Here is a 17,965-nt window from a genome sequence, read left to right on the forward strand (position 1 = left end):
ACAAGCCTAATCTTCTCTCCACGCTGCTATTATAATTAATTTGGCGTTTCCAGAGAACCGCCTTGGTCTGCGACGTCAACGATAACTACGGAGAGGGCTTTACTAAGCTCCCGTTCAAACGGTGCGACTTTCTCTCCTTCTGGACCCGTGAGCACACGTACGGTGGGTCTGTGAGGCATACTTGGATCTATTTTGACCACAACCCCGCTCTCCCCCGTACTGAGCTTCACCGTAAGACCCAGCGGATAAATAGCGACGCGATCTCTAAACAACTCTAAATACTTCTGTTCGTACAATGTACCGGAACCAACATAGAGTGCCTCAACGGCTTGATGTGGCAGCATAGCCTTTTTGTAGACTCTATTGGAGGTCATGGCATCGTAGGAGTCCGCTACACCCAGCCACTTCGCGTATTCATGAATTTGAGGTCCTTTTAATCCGCGAGGATATCCGGAACCGTCAATACGTTCATGATGCTGCAAGGCACAATGCGCTGCGAGTAGCGGAATGTTCGGCTCATCCTTGAGAATCTGAAATCCGATCTCAGTATGAGCCTGCATGTGACGGAATTCTTCATCACTGAGCTTGCCGGGTTTCTGTACGATTTTTATCGGGATTTGTGTCTTCCCAATATCATGCAGCAGCGCACCCAGCCCAATCACTCGAAGTTCCTCTTTACTGTACCCGTGAGCAATGCCAAGCACCAAAGTGTACAAGCAGACATTCAGGGAATGGACGTACAAATAGTTATCAGCAGTGTGCATATCCATCAGCATGATCATCGGATCTTCTTGTAAAGACATATCGTCTAAGATAAAGTCCATGATCTTGGAGAATTTTTTATCGAGATGATAAAATCCCTTAGTAATTCCTGAAGTACTAGTCATATCCTGGAATTGGTTGCGAATTACTTTTAGAGCTTGATTCCGCGTCTCATCCTGAAGCATACCTGTAATCACAATATCGTCTGTAATGGAATCTTCTATGTAGATATAGCCGATGTCAATCCTAGCAAGACGCTTGATCAATGCATCAGTAAGCTCCACCCCGTCCGAGAGTAGAGTTAGACCTTCATCATTATATATTTTTTTACCTAATTTCATGCCTGCTTGAAGCTGATTCACGGATACTAAGCGCACTTAACTCACTCCTGCCTTTAACGGTAAAATGCTATTCTGTATTGAAATCCTTGGGTCACACGCTTTGTCTATACCGTTTCTATGAAAGTTAAGACAGGTGTACCTTAGAGAAAATCAGATGTCTCTACACCTATGCCTACAGGCATTAACGCATAATAAACAACCAGAATATAGCAGCAAGAATAAATCGATAGATCGCGAAATGCGTTAAACGAATCTTTTGAATCCATTTCATAAACAAGATGACCACTAAATATGCCACTACAAAAGAAATTAAAAATCCAATTACAAAGTAACCAATCGTCTCACTTGTGAAGTTTTTATACGAATCCAGCAGTTCATACCCGGAAGCCGCGCACATAATAGGAATAGCTATAAGGAAGGAAAAATCCGCAGAAGCTTTATAGCTGACCCCGCTTAACATCCCCCCAGAAATTGTAGACCCGGAGCGAGAGAAGCCCGGCCAGAGTACCGAAATAATCTGATACAACCCAATCGCCAGTGCCTGTCCGTAAGACAGATCATCCAGTTCATGAGCAGTAATTCGTATTTTGCGTTTATTCACCCATTCTGCGACAATCATAAGAATCCCTCCGGCGACAAGCGCCCAGAGCACAGTCGAAGCTCCAAAGAGGCTTTTGATAAAGTCGCGGGCAAAAAATGCCACAGCAAGTGCTGGGGCAATCCCAAGAATCACATGGATTAAGTTCAGACGAGATGCCGGCATAACGCCACCTCTAACCGAGCTTTTACGTCCAATCCCCAGCAAATTAAGCACTCGCTTACGGTAAACAAGCGCAATCGCCAAAATCGCCCCTAGCTGGATTACAATTTCATAAGTCTTCATAATCGAATCCTGCTCAGCGAAACCTAAAAGCTTCGTAGTCAAGATCATGTGTCCTGTCGAAGATACAGGAATAAATTCAGTGATCCCTTCGACAATTGCTAAAATAATAGCTGTAATCGTGTCCATAATGTCCTCCTATTTTTGGGAATCTAGCACTGTTAAATGGAGTCTATAAGTGTAGATTGTGAGCGGCTGGCCTTATTCAGACTTAGCCTCCCAGCGAGTGAGCATGCATTCATCTAGACTGTTTGGACGCTGCAACTCGATCCGCAAAAGATCGCGCAAAAAGTGTGGTAATAGAAACAAAGCATCCTTTCCATTCGCGATCGTCTCATAGCCGGCCTTGAAAGTAAACATGTCCAGCGTACCAACATTATACTCTCTATCATCCTCCAGTGGGTTTCCTTCGACAAAAACTGCAACACTCTTATCATACGGTATCATCAGTGGGTCGTACAAGATTTTTAATCCATCTACTGCCAAGCTGCCCAAATGGTTCCCACGGAATCCGTACCCGTAAATCACCTTATTGTAGAATTCCTCTGTAAGGCTCTGTTCCACAGCTGTGCGAATATCTATACCTCTCAGCTTGATTATGCAAGTATTGATAGGGGAAGGACATAGCGCATGCAGCATCCCTGTGGTTACCTCGCCTTCAGGCAATGGACCCAGCAGCTGACCCGTGTTCACTAGCGACAAACTAGTACCTGTAAATCTACGTACTGCTTGTGCCAAAAGATTGCCGAAGGGAGATTCTCCCTTCAAGCTCAAAGGAAGCTCACGGTCAGTAATCGCAACTATGGTCTGAAGAGCTTCACGCCCATGCTCCAAATGAATAGCTACAGCAGGTCCTATTACATCATCCTGTAGAACTGGGTCTATAGGAATACATTCACCCGTCACAAAGCTGAAATCAGACTGACCATCTTTCCGCTCAAATTGAAGCCGCCCGAGATACCGGCCGAATTTACCGGCACCACATACAGCTGTGCCGTTAATCATAATAGGCACCTCCAGTAGATGATGCGTATGTCCACCAAGAATGGCATGCACACCCTCCAACCGCTCAGCCAATATTTTATCCGTAGGAAGTCCAAGATGCGATAGAATGATTAGAATATCCACCTGTGGTGCTAGAAGTAGGCATTGTTCCCGGAGCGCTGTCTCAGGGTCTAAGGCATCCCAGCCGAGCAGGGAATAGAATGAAGTAAATGCCGCAGTTGCTCCGGTCACTCCTATTCTAATTCCATCTTTCTCTAAGATAACATGACGCTTCATCCAACTTGGTGGCTCTCCTGTCGAAGACTCTACAAAATTACAGCATACTACCGGACATTGTAACCCAGAAAAAACAGACGACAAAATCTCCTGTGAAAACGTAAGCCCCTCATTATTGCCAATGGTTACAGCATCATATCCTGTTAAGTTTAGTACGTCGATGTTAGCCTGACCCATAGTGCCTTCTGTCTCAACAGCTGCACGATCCATATGATCACCAATATCTAGCAGCAGTACAGGCTCTTCTCCCGCTGCAGCCCTCTGTATGGCGATTTCTGCTGCCACCGGACTCACCATCTCAAAATGGCTATGAATATCATTGGTATGAAGTATGGTCAGTCTTTGCGGCACGTGCCCCATAAGCAACATTCCTCCTACCCGTAAAGCTACTTTTTAATGAAGCAGCCGCGTGATCTTATAGAGCCTAGCATAACATTTTCAGACTCATTATGGTATATTGTAGACATCAGAACATACATCAGAGGAGAATAAAAATGCACATTACTATCCGCCTGTTCGCGGGTCTGGCTGAGACAATCGGCTCTTCTTCGCTATCCTTCCATGTGACTGAGATTCCCTTAACAGCTGGAAAGCTTAAGGAAGTTCTATCCGCCTCTTATCCGGATGCAGCATCCCAAATTGGAGCTTCTTTGATTGCCGTTGACCGGGAATACGCTCCCGATGATTCTATCATCACAGAGTCTTCCGAAGTTGCACTCATTCCACCAGTTTCCGGAGGAGAGAATGGTTCATTATATGAGAGCACTACAGATGGTCTTTATAGCATAACAGACCAGCCTTTAAACGCGGAGAAGCTTCTAGATGCTGTCCTCGACGTTAATCACGGAGCATCCTTATTGTTCATCGGCACTACACGTGAAATGACCGGAGAACAACGTACAACTGCACTTCATTATGAAGCCTACATCCCTATGGCCTTAAGTAAGCTGGAGGAGATTGGACAAGAAGTCAAGAACCGTTGGGACGCAAACTGCGCAATATCACATCGCATTGGGCTTGTAGGTCTAAAGGAAGCAAGTGTGATCATTGCAGTCTCAACCCCTCATCGCGATACCTGCTACGAAGCCAGTCGCTTTGCCATTGAACGTTTGAAACAGACGGTTCCTGTCTGGAAAAAAGACATCAATGAATCAGGTCAGCATTGGGTAGGCTCTGATCAAAAGGCTACCGATTCAAACCACAAATAATCTTTTCTCCTTTTTGATTGAAAAATCTGCACTTTGTTGATATTCTGGATAAAATCGGATAAAAGGTGGCATAGGCATTGAGAGTACACGTCTCGGATCTAAAACCTGGTAATCACCTCAACGCGGACGCGTATAGTTCAAGAGGTTTACATGTATTACCAAAAGGATCACTGCTCCAGATCAGTGATATCGCCAAGCTGATGCAGCTTGGAGTTGATTATGTTGATATCGAGACGTTAGAGGAAGAAGCATCCCCCCTCAGCAGACCTTCAATAATTCAGACGGTGACCACTAGTTTTGATACCATGATTGACGGCTTTGAGTCTCTTTATATGGAAGCACTTTTAAAAGGAAGCTTCAACCAATCTGTGGTCAACGACATTCTTCAGCCTTCGCTTCAAACTTTGGACAAGCATAAAGATGTAGTATCCCTCTTGCTTCTACTAGATCGCGAAGATAATTATACCTACAATCACTCCCTTCAGGTAGGCATGCTCTCTTATTATATTGCGATATGGCTTGGTTATTCCAAACAAGAGTGCTATGAAATTGGTCGAGCAGGTTATTTGATTGACATTGGAAAATGCCGAATTTCACCCTCTCTCTTGAATAAACCAGGGAAGCTAACACCAGATGAGTTCGAGGAAATTAAACTACATACTAAGTACGGCTACGAAATCATACGCAATTCGATGGACGATTCTTACACAGCTTTAACCGCCCTTCAGCATCATGAACGTGAGGACGGCTCTGGATATCCCAGCGGTCTAACCAAAAACGATATTCACCCTTATGCACAAATTGCAGCGGTAGCTGACATCTATAGTGCGATGACTTCTAAACGTGCCTATCAGTCCAAGCAAGAGCTAATTTCCGTCCTGCGTGAAATAAACAATCTCAGTTTTGGTAAACTGAACGCTAGAACTGTTCAAGCCTTTATCCAGCATTTAATGCCCAATTTCATCGGCAAGCGAGTGTTGCTGAGTACGGATGATACAGGTGTGATTATCATGAACAATCCTGTTGATATTTTCCGTCCATTGGTAAAGATTGATGGAATGTTTCTTGATTTATCCCGTGAGCGTAACGTTGCTATTGTAGAAATTTACATGGACTAAGGCGTTTCGATCCCTCCCAAACTCTCTGTTCCAAGGCGAGTCCCAAGGGCTCCACCCTCTGGACACCTGAAAGTTTAGTGGAAGCTTGTGACGGTGTGGATAGAAGGAACTCCGAGTGTGACCTTGCCTTGAGGCCCCTGCTTTGCTGTGCAAAGATCGGAGCCTCAAAGCTATCTTTCGTATTCCATGATCCCCCGTTTTCTTTCGGGGGATTTTTTTCTGTTGTATTGTGTGCAACAGAATTTATGGAAATGAAGCTGGATTGGAGTTCTATTGTATTTTGTGCAATCAAAATATGGAAAATCCCCTATAATGGCTCACTTCCCGAATTCAGTTGTACAAAGTGCAGTAGATGCTATTTGGTGAGGCTGAATGATGCTTTCTATTGTAAATACTGCAGGCGTGTTGATTAGCTAATTTTTGGAAGGGAAACGTTGTATTGGCTAAGTAAATACCAGACCAAGAAACCAAGCTAACTAGTTCTCACTCTGCGGGAGATCTTATGTGGACGTGGGGGTTGTTTGTACTTTGTGCAATAGAACGTTGATTAAAGAGACAGAATGGTTATTTCATTGCACTTTGTACAATTAAAATAGTCTAACACCGTCTTTTTTGTGGATTCCTCGATAATCTATTGCACGAAATACATTAGACGACGGTACAATTAGATGGTTTCAGGTCGATTCAATTGTACAGAGTGCAATTGAACGTTACATTTTATAGTGAAAAGCTACCAAACCACAAAGCAATCAAGCCATAAAGCAGGTATCAGCTGCTCTGACGCTTGGTACCTATATCGCTCTGACATCATCCCAGACACAAATAGTTGCATTTCGTGCACTTAAACTAACTTTCCTTAAAGGATTTGGCAATATAGTTGCAGTTTGTACACTTATATCAGCCAAATATCCGCCGAAAGCTCCTAGTAACGTTTTTTAACTGCACAGAGTGCAATTAAAATGGTGGAGTATTAACATACTCAGCAGGATAGTTGCAGAAAGTGCAACTACCCAGTCGGAGAAGGTGCTAGTGTGTCGATCCTAGGAACGGAAGCAAGGAAACGGGAAAGTGAGTGTTGTGATAGTAAAAGGCTAGGCAGATTGGCGAACAAATCTCTGTTTATACCATGATTTAGTTAATCAACAGGCGTATAAATACTGCAATAGAATGATCCGAATTCAGAATGCTAGGTCCCTAACTTCCTAGATCCTTACCATCCTAAATCCCCACCTTCCCCTCTTCATCACAGCTCTTCTCCCTGGCTCGTAAACCCTAGTCATTCGTAACCCTCCTATCATTAATCACATGATGATTGAATTACAAATTTCTTGGCGAGACTAATATGTGGCTTAAATATTTCTAGGAGGTAATAAGTATGCTTCCAGTCCATGAACGTCTTGCCGAGCTGTTCACTCTAAGTCGTCTACGCCAGCTTACAGCCTCCGAAGAAACGGAGCAGCAGCAATGTCTGCAAGTGAACGCCACTTACTGTTGGGAGATGGCTCGACTACAAAATGAAATACTGTTAGCGGAACAAACAACGGATACACGGTGGCATCAGGATATTTGTGCCCAATTGTTTGAGCTGCGTGTAACAGGTAGGTTACCCAAACGTCCAAAGTAATTGGACGTACAATATAAAACAGCCCACTCCTCACTTGCTTTCGCAAGGGGGAATGGGCTGTTCTTCTGTACTATAGGAAGCGGAATTGCGCTTCTATCAAACCGTTATACACACCATCACGAGAAGTCAGCTCCCGATGGGTTCCTTCCTCTTTGATCTCACCGTGGTCCAGAACGACTATTTTATCCGCATGGCGGATGGTAGATAGTCTATGGGCTACGATAAAGGAGGTGCGGCCCTGAAGCAAGATTTTGAGTGCTTCCTGAATCTTCAGCTCCGTCTCTGTATCTATACTGGCTGTTGCTTCATCAAGAATTAGAATCCGTGGATTCGCCAATAGTGCACGGGCGAAGGAGAGAAGCTGACGCTGTCCCATGGACAAGGCACTACCGCGCTCTTCTACCTCTGTCTCATACCCTCCAGGAAGCTTCATAATAAAGTCATGGGCGTCCACTGCTTTCGCAGCATTTTCCACTTCTTCATCGGTAGCATCCAGTCGACCAAACCGAATGTTATCGCGAATCGTTCCTGAGAAAATAAAGGTATCCTGCAGCACGATTCCGATCTGCCTTCTCAGACTATCCAGTGTAACCTCACGGATATCTTCTCCATCAATCGTAATTTGTCCGCTCTTTATATCATAGAAACGGCCAATCAGGTTAATAATCGTACTTTTCCCTGATCCTGTATGACCCACAAGGGCGATTGATTGCCCAGCTTTTACATCCAGATCGATACCTTTTAAAGCCGCCCGACCTTTTTCATATTCAAAGACGACCTTATTAAAGTTAATATCTCCACGAATAGTGCCTAGTGGCTTAGCCCCTGGATTATCTTGAACCGAAGGCTGCTCATCCAAATATTCAAAGATCCGTTCCGAGGAGGCCATCGCTACAAGCAGCTGGTTATACATCTGGCCCAGACGGTTGATCGGGTCCCAGAAGTTACTGACATAAGAGCTGAATGCTACCAGCAAACCGACTGTAAGCTCACCAGATTGGATCAGATAAGCCCCTAGCCAAAAGAGGATCATCGTTCCAAAACCACCAGTAATCTCAATCATCGGCCCGAAAGCTTGGTTCATCGCAGATGCTTTATTCCAGGATTTTTTGCTGTCGGTATTCATAACATCAAAATAATTCATATTTTCACGTTCTTGTGTATAAGCCTGTGTGACCCTGATCCCCTGAATCGATTCATTCAAGTGAGAATTAATTCTGGAGTTCTTCATCCGTACATCCTGCCAAGCGATCCGAATCTTCTGGCGCAGCTTAGTAGAAATAAAGAACATGATCGGAACGGTAACCATTACAGCAAGACCAAGTTTCCAGTTGATCAATAGCAGTATAATGGTTATCCCCAAAAGCTGAACGCAGTCAATCATTAGATTGACTACCCCGTTCGTGAACAAATCCTGCAGTGAGTTGATATCATTCGTCACACGTACTAATACCGAGCCTGCTGGACGTTTATCGAAGAAGTTAAACGAGAGCTTCTGAATATGCTTGAACAAGTCAGAACGCAAATCATAAATCACTCTTTGTCCGATGATGTTCGTGTACTTAATCCGGTACACACCAGCAATCCATTGAATGAGATATAAGACGATCACACCTGCCGTAAGCGAATAAAGAAGTGTTAAGCTGGGATTTCCAACCTTAGGTGCTATGGCACGGTCAATAGCTAAACTTGTCAAGAATGGAACGGTCAGCTTCGTAATGGTTCCCAGAATCATCATGATAGAAACCAGAGGAAGCATCTGTTTAGCGTATGGCTTCATATAACTGAATAGTCTGCTGAACTGCTTCCAGTCAAACGCTTTGTCGATAACATCATCATCTTTGTATACAAAGCGTTCATCCAATGTCTGCTGCTCGGCTGCTTTACTCTTTGCTCCCGTAGCGGTGTTCTGTTTGGCTTCAAGTTTCATATGCCTCACTCCTCCCCTCTTCCGGTAGCTCTTGATAGATAGTCCGCATACTGTATCCGGTACACATCTTGGTAGGGACCTGGAACCTCTATTAGCTCCTGATGCGTACCACGCTGCTGAACATGACCTTCGTTCATGACGATGATCTGATCCGCATGACGTAAGGAGGATATCCGATGAGCGATAATAAGTGTTGTACGCCCATTCATGACCTCTTGGAAACCAGCCTGAATCTCATGCTCCGTTTCCATATCGACAGCGCTGGTCGCATCATCGAGGATGAGGATACGCGGATTCTTAAGCAGTGCTCTTGCGATGGCAATCCGCTGCTTTTGTCCGCCAGAGAGACCCATCCCGCGTTCGCCCACTACAGTGTCATAACCGTCTGCCATCTCCATAATAAAATCATGCGCTTTTGCCAACTGTGCAGCACGGATAATCTCCTCCATGCTTACATTTTTCAAGCCATATGAAATGTTGTTGCGGATGGACGAGGAGAACAGGAACGTTTCCTGAAATACGGTGGCAATCTGTGACCGCAGACTGCGCACATTGTATTCTCTAATATCGATGCCATCCAGCGTAATACTACCTTCATTTACATCGTAAGCGCGCATCATCAATTGTGTAATGGTTGATTTACCTGAACCTGTACCACCAAGAAATCCGATAATCTCACCCGATTTGGCTTCAAAATGGATGTCAGTAACCGCAGGTAATTTATTCCCGTACGCAAACGTTACATGATTAAAGGCGACATCCCCCTTAACCTCAGAAGGTACGAGTTCACGGGCATCTTCTTTATCCTTCACATCAATTCTTTGATTAAGTACTTCAAGTACACGTTCTCCCGAAGCTTTGGACTGTGTATAGTTATTAATATGAAAACCTAGGCCCCATACTGGTCCAATGATGTACCAAATCAAGCTGAAGAAGGCAACCAATTCTCCTAGTGACATTTTCCCTTTAATGACGAGCGTGCCACCTACGCCTAACAGAATCGCTATACTGACTGATGCTAGAAGCTCCATGACAGGAAAAAACTTACTCCAGAGCTCTGCGGCAAAAATCTGATTGTTCTTATAACGTTCATTACGGTGTGAGAATTTCTCAACTTCGTGAGCCTCTCTAGCAAACGATTTGACAGTACGCACACCGGTAATATTCTCCTGTACAGCCGTTGTCAGAGAACTCAGCGCAAGGCGCATCTCTTGAAAGGCCGGATGAATCTTCGACTCAAATCTTAAAGCTACAGCAGCCAGAAATGGCATAGTAATCAGTGTAACCAATGTTAGCTGCCAATTAATGGTGAACATCATGATAGAACCAAAAAGCACCATAAAAAACACATTAAGCAGTTGAGCAAAACCAAAACCGATAAAGTTTCGGATCGCTTCCAAATCCCCGGTCAGCCGGGACATCAGATCTCCTGTTTTCGCGGTATCATAATAACGGAAAGATAGAAATTGCAATTTCTCATAACAAGCGTTGCGTAGCCGGTATGCTAGAAAATTACCTAACCGCCCTCCGTAAAAACCATGTGCAAATTGTAGGCATGCTTTTACGATTACTACTGCTAACACGCTGAGAGCCAACACGGGCACCTCTTCAAACTTGAGTGGAACAATTACATCATCGATCAGCCTTCTTAACAAATTGGGGGTAATTAGCCCCACTGCAGTTGCGGCGGCCAAGCATACAATCGAAAGAATCAAATAATGCAGCTTCTCTCGGTAATAGCCTCGCAGTTGCCTGAGAACATCCATATCTCTCCTCCTTAAAGCTTACAAAGTTTTTTTAGCGCTTACAATTTTATTGACTTTATGCAGTGTATCATCCCTAATTTAAAGCGGCAAAGGGTAGATTTGCGCGTTTATCCCGTTATTTCGGAAAAAAGACCCATATATAGGTGATAAACGACCATCATTGTCTTAAAATACTCGAGTTTCCTCCTTAATGCTGTTGAATTAAGAAACATCATAATCCTCATCGAGATTGGGCACCCCAAAGATACCCTTTATCAGGTTTTTTACATAGAATTTGGATTATATCCTTTCAAAAGAAAACTTCACTTCGATTTCCAAATAAAAATACGTATCCGAGTAACTTGAGCATTAAAGCATCAAGATCACTACGAATACGTATTTGCTATTACCTATAAAAGTGAAGCAGGTCCCCCTTGATTAATCAAGGTTAACCGATACTTCCCTCCATCTCAAACTTGATCAAACGGTTCATTTCGACCGCATATTCCATCGGCAGCTCCTTGGTGAACGGCTCGATGAAGCCCATAATGATCATTTGTGTTGCATCAGCTTCTGTGAGGCCACGGCTCATCAGGTAGAACAGTTGCTCCTCAGAAACTTTGGACACTGTTGCTTCATGCTCAAGAACGATGTTATCGTTCATGATTTCATTGTAAGGAATCGTATCCGAAGTGGATTCGTTATCCAAAATGAGCGTATCGCATTTAATGTTCGATTTCGCACCTTCTGCCTGACGGCCAAAGGAAGCAAGACCACGATAAGTTACTTTACCGCCATGCTTACTGATCGATTTTGATACAATAGTGGATGTTGTGTCTGGCGCCAAATGAATCATCTTAGCACCTGCATCCTGATGCTGGTCTTTACCCGCTACCGCGATGGACAGTACTGAACCTTTAGCTCCACGGCCTTTAAGAACAACCGCAGGATATTTCATGGTCAGCTTGGAACCGATGTTACCATCGACCCATTCCATCGTAGCATTCTCTTCTGCAACCGCACGTTTAGTAACGAGGTTGTAGATGTTAGGAGCCCAGTTCTGGATTGTAGTATAACGAACGCGAGCGTTCTTCATACACAAGATTTCAACAACCGCACTATGCAAGGAATTCGTGCTGTAGATCGGCGCTGTACATCCTTCTACGTAATGCACAAAGCTGTCTTCGTCCGCTAGGATCAAAGTACGCTCAAATTGTCCCATGTTCTCGGAGTTAATACGGAAGTATGCCTGCAAAGGAACTTCGCATTTCACACCCTTAGGAACATAGATAAAGCTTCCGCCTGACCAAACTGCACTGTTAAGTGCGGCAAACTTGTTGTCTGCAGGAGGAATGATCGTTCCGAAGAACTTTTTAAACAATTCCGGATGTTCACGCAGTGCAGTGTCGGTATCTGTAAAAATAACCCCTTGATCTTCAAGGCTCTTCTGCATGCTGTGGTATACAACCTCGGATTCATATTGTGCCGATACGCCAGCGAGGAATTTTTGTTCCGCTTCTGGAATACCTAGCTTATCGAAGGTTTCTTTAATTTCAGATGGTACTTCTTCCCAAGTCTTCCCTTGCTTCTCGGAAGGTCTTACATAGTATTGGATTTCATCGAAATCGAGATCATCCAGGTTGCCGCCCCATGTCGGCATCGGCATTTTATAAAATTGCTCCAGAGATTTCAAGCGGAAGTCAAGCATCCACTGTGGTTCGTTTTTGATTGCTGAAATTTCTTTAACAATTTCGGCCGTCAAACCTTTACCAGACTGGAATATCGACTTATGCTCATCACGGAACCCATATTGGTACTCTTCCATATCAGGCGCTTTTTTAGCCATGGTGTCAGCCTCCTTGTTCTTCTATTAATGATGTTGCTCTTCTTCGTCAATTCCTTTACGAAGTGCGTTCCAAGCCAGCGTTGCACATTTGATTCGTGCAGGAAATTTATTTACACCCGAAAGGGCCTCGATATCTTCATAATCCCCAAAATCCACTTCTTCACCCTTCATCAATAAGGAGAATTTATCGGCCAGTTCAAGCGCACGTTCAACCGTTTGTCCTTTGATCGCCTCCGTCATCATCGAAGCCGATGACATACTGATCGAACAACCTTCACCGTTATAACGGGCATCTTTCACGATTCCATCTTCTACCTTAAGCTGAAGTGTAATACGGTCACCACAAGTTGGGTTATTTAGTTCAATTTTCAGAGCATCATCTTCAAATGAACCACGATTCCGAGGACTTTTATAATGATCCATAATTACGCGTCTGTATAAGTCATCCAAGTTCATAATTGAAGTACTCCTTCGTCTTGATTAAAGCGTCCACCAGTCGATCTACATCCTGCTCAGTATTGTAGAGGTAAAAGCTTGCACGTGCTGTTGAACTGGCTTCCAGCCAGCGCATCAGCGGCTGACAGCAGTGATGACCAGCACGGATGGCAATGCCTTCCGCATCTAGCACTGTAGCGACATCATGCGGGTGAACGTCACCCAGATTAAAGGTGACAACGCCAACTTCACGATTCTTGGGACCATAAATGGTCAAGCCATCAATTTCAGATAGACGCTGCTCTGCGTATGCTGCAAGCTTCTTCTCATGGCTGTGAATCTCATCCATACCGATTTCCTGTAAGAAATCTACGGCTGCACCTAATCCAACAGCACCAGCAATGATCGGTGTACCCCCCTCAAACTTCCAAGGGAGCTCTTTCCAAGTCGATTCATAGAGACCCACGTCATCTATCATCTCACCACCGAACTCAATAGGCTCCATGGCTTCGAGGAGTGCCCTCTTGCCGTACAAAGCCCCAATTCCAGTCGGTGCGAGCATTTTATGTCCGGAAAGTGCATAGAAATCACAATCCAGATCCTGCACATCGACCTTCATATGAGGTGTACTCTGTGCGCCGTCTACGACAATTACCGCACCGTGACGATGAGCAATAGCCGCAAGCTCTTTAATCGGATGAGTTACTCCCATAACGTTGGATACATAAGCGATAGCTACGATTTTGGTTTTATCCGTAATCGTCTGCTCAGCATCTTGAAGTGTAATCGTTCCGTCAGGTTGCAACGGTATATATTTTAGAGTAGCGCCTGTCTTCTTAGCTAGCTGCTGCCAAGGGATCAAATTACTATGATGCTCCATCAGGGTGATGACAATTTCGTCGCCTTCACCCACCGCAGATGGCCCGTAAGAAGAGGCGACAAGATTTAGTGCAGTGGTTGTACCGCGCGTAAAGATAATTTCTTTCGTGCTGCGGGCGTTAATAAACTTAGCTAGCTTCTCCCGGGCTCCCTCGTAGGCATCTGTTGCACGGCTGCCTAAAGTATGGACGCCACGGTGTACGTTGGCGTTATCCCACTCATAATACGACTTGACCGCCTCAATCACTTGACGAGGCTTCTGCGAAGTTGCAGCACTGTCCAGATAGACCAGTGGATGTCCGTTCACATTCTGGTTCAGTATGGGAAATTGCTCCCGGATGGCGTTGCTAATCATTGACCTAACTTCCTTTCCACAAGAGATTGGAGCTGATTGCGCAGTCCCTCTAGTGGAATTTGCGACACAACAGGAGCCAAGAAGCCATAGATGATCAGAGTTTCTGCATCATGCCGTGTAATTCCGCGGGACATCAGGTAAAAGACTTGCTCGTGATTGACCTGTCCTACGGAAGCGGCATGGCCTGCTGTAACATCATCTTCATCAATCAATAGAATCGGATTGGCATCACCACGGGCTTTTGGACTCAGCATCAGTACTTTTTCTGTTTGCTGCCCATCAGCTCTAGTAGCACCTTTCTCTATCTTGGTAATTCCGTTGATGATAGAAGTAGCTGCATCACGCATAACTGCACGAGTGATCATGTCACTTGGTGTGTTTTTGCCGAAATGTTGAGCTTGTGTGGTGTAGTTCAACTTCTGTGATCCCGAACCCACTGCAATGACCTTAGCATCTGAGCTGGAGCCATTACCTTTGAGAATAGACTTAGTGTCACTCGCTGTATCCCCGTAGTTCATCTCACCAACAATCCATTCGATTGTTCCATCATTCTCAACAACTGCACGGCGGTAAGTAACATCCGTAGTATCCACGCCAAGTTGATGCACTGTAGCATAACGTACTTTAGCGCCAGCACCCACGAATACCTCTACTGCACCATTGTGTAGTCCGGCTTCCGATTTATCAGATACATAGTTATCAACGTATGTCAGGGAACTGTTAGTATCAGCTACGACAAGAATGTGAGGAACAAAGGATGCTTCCGCATCATCTGTTAACAGCACAGCCTGAAGTGGAGTTTCAATTACAACATTCTTAGGCACATAGAGGAATACTCCACCAGTCCAAAGAGCAGCATGAAGCGCCGCGATAGAATGCTCATCAGGCTGAATTGCCTTATGCAAGTAACGTTGCACCAAATCTCCATGTTCTTTCACTGCCGTTTGCAGATCCGTAAAAATAACACCTTGTGCTGCAAGCTCAGGAGCAAGTCTTGTATATACTGCACCAGAGTTACGCTGAATAATCAGGCTGCCTTCCTCTTGATCCTTGATCAAGGAAGAAATAGAAGCAGGTGCGTCATTCAAGGAAGCAATAGGTTCGCTTGCTTTATAACTACCGTAATTGTTCACATTCCAACGATCAATCCGTGTCTTCTCTAATTTAGGCAGTGTTAGAGTAGCTGCCAGTTCAAGTGCTTTCAAGCGGCTTTCTTTCAGCCAACCCGGTTCGCCGCTACTATGCGATAATTCGCTCAAGCGCTCGGCATCCACCGGAAGAATGGTCTGTGTCGTCATAAGTGTTCTCCTCCTTCCTGGCGTTTCTTACGCTTCTTGCCCTACTGTTTCGTCTTCAATTCCAAGTTCTTCTTTAATCCATTCATAACCTTCAGCTTCCAGACGCTGTGCAAGCTCAGGACCACCGGATTTCACAATTCTGCCCTGCATCATAACATGTACAAAATCTGGTTTGATGTAGTTCAAGAGACGCTGATAGTGGGTAATAACTAGGAAGCCGCGATCTTCACTCCGCATGGAGTTTACGCCTTCGGCTACAATTTTCAAAGCATCAATATCAAGGCCAGAGTCAATTTCGTCTAGAATCACGATTTTTGGATCTAGCATCATCATTTGTAGAATTTCGTTACGTTTCTTCTCACCACCGGAGAAGCCTTCGTTCAGGTAACGGTGTAGAAACTCAGGATTCATATCCAATTCCTTCATCTTTGCTTCCATTAGACGAATAAAACGAATCAAAGAGATTTCGCTGCCTTCTTCACGACGGGCATTAATGGCAGAGCGCAAGAAGTCGGAGTTCGTTACCCCGGAAATTTCACTTGGGTACTGCATAGCAAGGAAAAGACCTGCACGTGCGCGTTCATCAACCGCCATCTCCAGAAGATCTTCACCTTCAAGTGTTGCCGTTCCTTCAGTTACTTCATATTTAGGGTGACCCATAAGAGCGGATGCCAAGGTACTTTTACCTGTACCGTTTGGTCCCATGATGGCGTGAATTTCGCCACCTTTCATTTGAAGGTTAATTCCCTTCAAAATCTCTTTTCCCTCAATCGTCGCTTTAAGTCCCTCAATGACAAAATCTGCTGCCATAATATTATTCCCTCCATTGATCGATTTGCGAAATCAAAAGTTGTATTGAAACAGGGTGACCCTGATTGCCAGCACAATTAGATTCTATATCACATTATAATTATTATAAATTGAATCACAGTGATTATCAATGATTCTCAACAATTTTATAACAAAGCCTGTCTTTTTACAAATATCTCTTTTTATTTTTCCTATGATGTTTCGCATATTTTCGCTAATTTTAACGTTAATCTTCCTAACACATTTATTTCCTGCCTAACGAAAAAAATAAGACCTCCCGCAGGAAGCCCTATTTAAAATGCTTTATCTTTAGCTAAGGTAGGAACGAAGCATCCATTGATGTTTCTCTAGATCACCACGAATTTTTATAAACATGTCAGATGTTGGCTGATCCTTAATTTCTTCAGCAAGCTCGATACCTTCTGTCAGTTCTTCAGAAATAGTAGCGAAGTCTTCAATCAATGATTGAACCATACCACGCGTATCTTCCTTACCTGTAGCTTCTTGAATCGTAGCCAACTCCAGATATTCTTTCATTGTTGCTGCTGGACTGCCTTTGATGCTTAGCAGACGTTCTGCAACTTCATCCATTTGGAGTGTAACTTCATTATATAAATCCTCAAATTTCACATGTAGAGAAAAGAATTGTTCTCCTTTTACGTACCAATGAAAATTATGAATTTTAACATATAGTACATTCAAGTTAGCAACCTGACGGTTCAAAATCTGTTCTAGTGAAGTTGTATTTACTTTATTAGATGCTTTAGCCATGAGATGATCCCTTCCTTATCCATTATATTTACCGGCCCTACTTTTTCCTTCGTCCGGCAGCAACTTGTCTATTCTTAATTTACCCCTTAGCCTGTACGACGAAACAAGGAGAACTCTTCCATATTATCAATAGAGACACTCTTCATTTTGTTCAAATTCTAGTCCTTGCAAAAAACACAAGAGGCCTATGGCCTCTTGTGTTTTGGATTGTGTAAGATTGTACGGTCAGACCATAAGAAGTAATGCTTCTGCGCCTGTCATGCCTGGTACGATACCTAGACTCTCCGCTTCTATGGTTACAGACTCCAATGGGGCAGCTAGCAGCTGTGACAGTGTACGTACACCAACCGCCCGGGCCGCGATAATATGCCGATCACTGAGCTTCTCATTGAGCAGGCCAACATCCAGCGCACCACACATAATATAACCTCGGCTTGTGCTGATCGAGAGCAGCGTTGTTTTCGGAAGCTTAACCTCTACTCCGATCAGCGTATGTTCACCTACGGTAATGGGCTCCATGGTAACCAATAGCAGCACCTCCTTTATTCACCATCCACGTTGTATATGTATGCGAATTTTCTTGGTATTGTGCTGACGGTAGTCCTATATTTTTCATAAAAAACAGTACAATGGTCCCGATTTCTCCAGTCACTACTATATGATTATTACTTGTTTAATGTTA

Annotated in this window: 15 protein-coding genes; 3 read left to right on the forward strand and 12 right to left on the reverse strand. The window is 44.2% G+C overall.

The window, feature by feature from the left end; translation table 11 throughout:
- Window positions 1–35: 35 nt before the first annotated feature.
- From NSS67_RS24795 to NSS67_RS24805, 3 genes are all read right to left on the reverse strand, one after another.
- On the reverse strand, window positions 36–1,139 hold the full coding sequence (locus tag NSS67_RS24795; protein ID WP_339316337.1) for an HD-GYP domain-containing protein: 1,104 nt from the start codon (window positions 1,137–1,139) through the stop codon (window positions 36–38).
- Between the two features lie 145 nt (window positions 1,140–1,284).
- Window positions 1,285–2,112: an undecaprenyl-diphosphate phosphatase gene (locus NSS67_RS24800; RefSeq protein ID WP_339316339.1), complete on the reverse strand. Its 828-nt coding sequence runs from the start codon at window positions 2,110–2,112 to the stop codon at window positions 1,285–1,287.
- 72 nt (window positions 2,113–2,184) lie between these two features.
- The gene (locus NSS67_RS24805; protein WP_339316340.1) at window positions 2,185–3,624 is read right to left on the reverse strand and encodes a bifunctional UDP-sugar hydrolase/5'-nucleotidase; all 1,440 of its coding nucleotides are present in this window, start codon (window positions 3,622–3,624) and stop codon (window positions 2,185–2,187) included.
- Window positions 3,625–3,758: 134 nt separating this feature from the next.
- Here NSS67_RS24805 and NSS67_RS24810 point away from each other — a divergent pair, with 134 nt between their 5' ends.
- The 3 genes from NSS67_RS24810 to NSS67_RS24820 all read left to right on the forward strand — a co-directional run bounded on the left by NSS67_RS24810 (window position 3,759) and on the right by NSS67_RS24820 (window position 7,214).
- Window positions 3,759–4,472: a molybdenum cofactor biosynthesis protein MoaE gene (locus NSS67_RS24810; RefSeq protein ID WP_339316341.1), complete on the forward strand. Its 714-nt coding sequence runs from the start codon at window positions 3,759–3,761 to the stop codon at window positions 4,470–4,472.
- A 77-nt stretch (window positions 4,473–4,549) separates the two neighbouring features.
- A complete protein-coding gene (locus NSS67_RS24815; protein WP_339316342.1) occupies window positions 4,550–5,590 on the forward strand; it encodes an HD-GYP domain-containing protein in 1,041 nt (346 codons plus the stop codon).
- Between the two features lie 1,375 nt (window positions 5,591–6,965).
- Window positions 6,966–7,214 (forward strand): hypothetical protein, encoded by a 249-nt coding sequence (locus NSS67_RS24820; protein WP_339316344.1) that lies wholly within the window; start codon window positions 6,966–6,968, stop codon window positions 7,212–7,214.
- 70 nt (window positions 7,215–7,284) lie between these two features.
- Here the strand turns inward: NSS67_RS24820 and NSS67_RS24825 are convergent, their stop codons facing one another.
- From NSS67_RS24825 to NSS67_RS24865, 9 genes are all read right to left on the reverse strand, one after another.
- The gene (locus NSS67_RS24825) at window positions 7,285–9,144 is read right to left on the reverse strand and encodes an ABC transporter ATP-binding protein (protein WP_339316345.1); all 1,860 of its coding nucleotides are present in this window, start codon (window positions 9,142–9,144) and stop codon (window positions 7,285–7,287) included.
- 5 nt (window positions 9,145–9,149) lie between these two features.
- Entirely contained in the window at window positions 9,150–10,910 is a 1,761-nt protein-coding gene (locus NSS67_RS24830) for an ABC transporter ATP-binding protein (protein ID WP_339316346.1), read from the reverse strand.
- Window positions 10,911–11,337: 427 nt separating this feature from the next.
- Window positions 11,338–12,735, reverse strand: coding sequence for a Fe-S cluster assembly protein SufB (gene sufB, locus NSS67_RS24835; protein WP_339316348.1), 1,398 nt, complete (start codon window positions 12,733–12,735; stop codon window positions 11,338–11,340).
- Between the two features lie 24 nt (window positions 12,736–12,759).
- A complete protein-coding gene (gene sufU, locus NSS67_RS24840; RefSeq protein WP_339316349.1) occupies window positions 12,760–13,191 on the reverse strand; it encodes a Fe-S cluster assembly sulfur transfer protein SufU in 432 nt (143 codons plus the stop codon).
- On the reverse strand, window positions 13,178–14,404 hold the full coding sequence (locus NSS67_RS24845; RefSeq protein WP_339316351.1) for a cysteine desulfurase: 1,227 nt from the start codon (window positions 14,402–14,404) through the stop codon (window positions 13,178–13,180). Before NSS67_RS24845 ends, sufU begins: the two co-directional genes overlap by 14 nt.
- Window positions 14,401–15,702: a Fe-S cluster assembly protein SufD gene (sufD, locus tag NSS67_RS24850; RefSeq protein WP_339316352.1), complete on the reverse strand. Its 1,302-nt coding sequence runs from the start codon at window positions 15,700–15,702 to the stop codon at window positions 14,401–14,403. The genes NSS67_RS24845 and sufD overlap by 4 nt, the downstream gene beginning before the upstream one ends.
- A 27-nt stretch (window positions 15,703–15,729) precedes the next feature.
- Window positions 15,730–16,512 (reverse strand): Fe-S cluster assembly ATPase SufC, encoded by a 783-nt coding sequence (gene sufC / locus NSS67_RS24855; RefSeq protein WP_042125854.1) that lies wholly within the window; start codon window positions 16,510–16,512, stop codon window positions 15,730–15,732.
- A 309-nt stretch (window positions 16,513–16,821) separates the two neighbouring features.
- Window positions 16,822–17,283: a DNA starvation/stationary phase protection protein gene (locus NSS67_RS24860; RefSeq protein WP_042125852.1), complete on the reverse strand. Its 462-nt coding sequence runs from the start codon at window positions 17,281–17,283 to the stop codon at window positions 16,822–16,824.
- Between the two features lie 225 nt (window positions 17,284–17,508).
- A complete protein-coding gene (locus NSS67_RS24865; protein ID WP_339316354.1) occupies window positions 17,509–17,811 on the reverse strand; it encodes a DUF1805 domain-containing protein in 303 nt (100 codons plus the stop codon).
- Window positions 17,812–17,965: the final 154 nt, after the last annotated feature.

Source organism: Paenibacillus sp. FSL R10-2734 (assembly GCF_037963865.1).
Taxonomy (GTDB): domain Bacteria; phylum Bacillota; class Bacilli; order Paenibacillales; family Paenibacillaceae; genus Paenibacillus_AQ.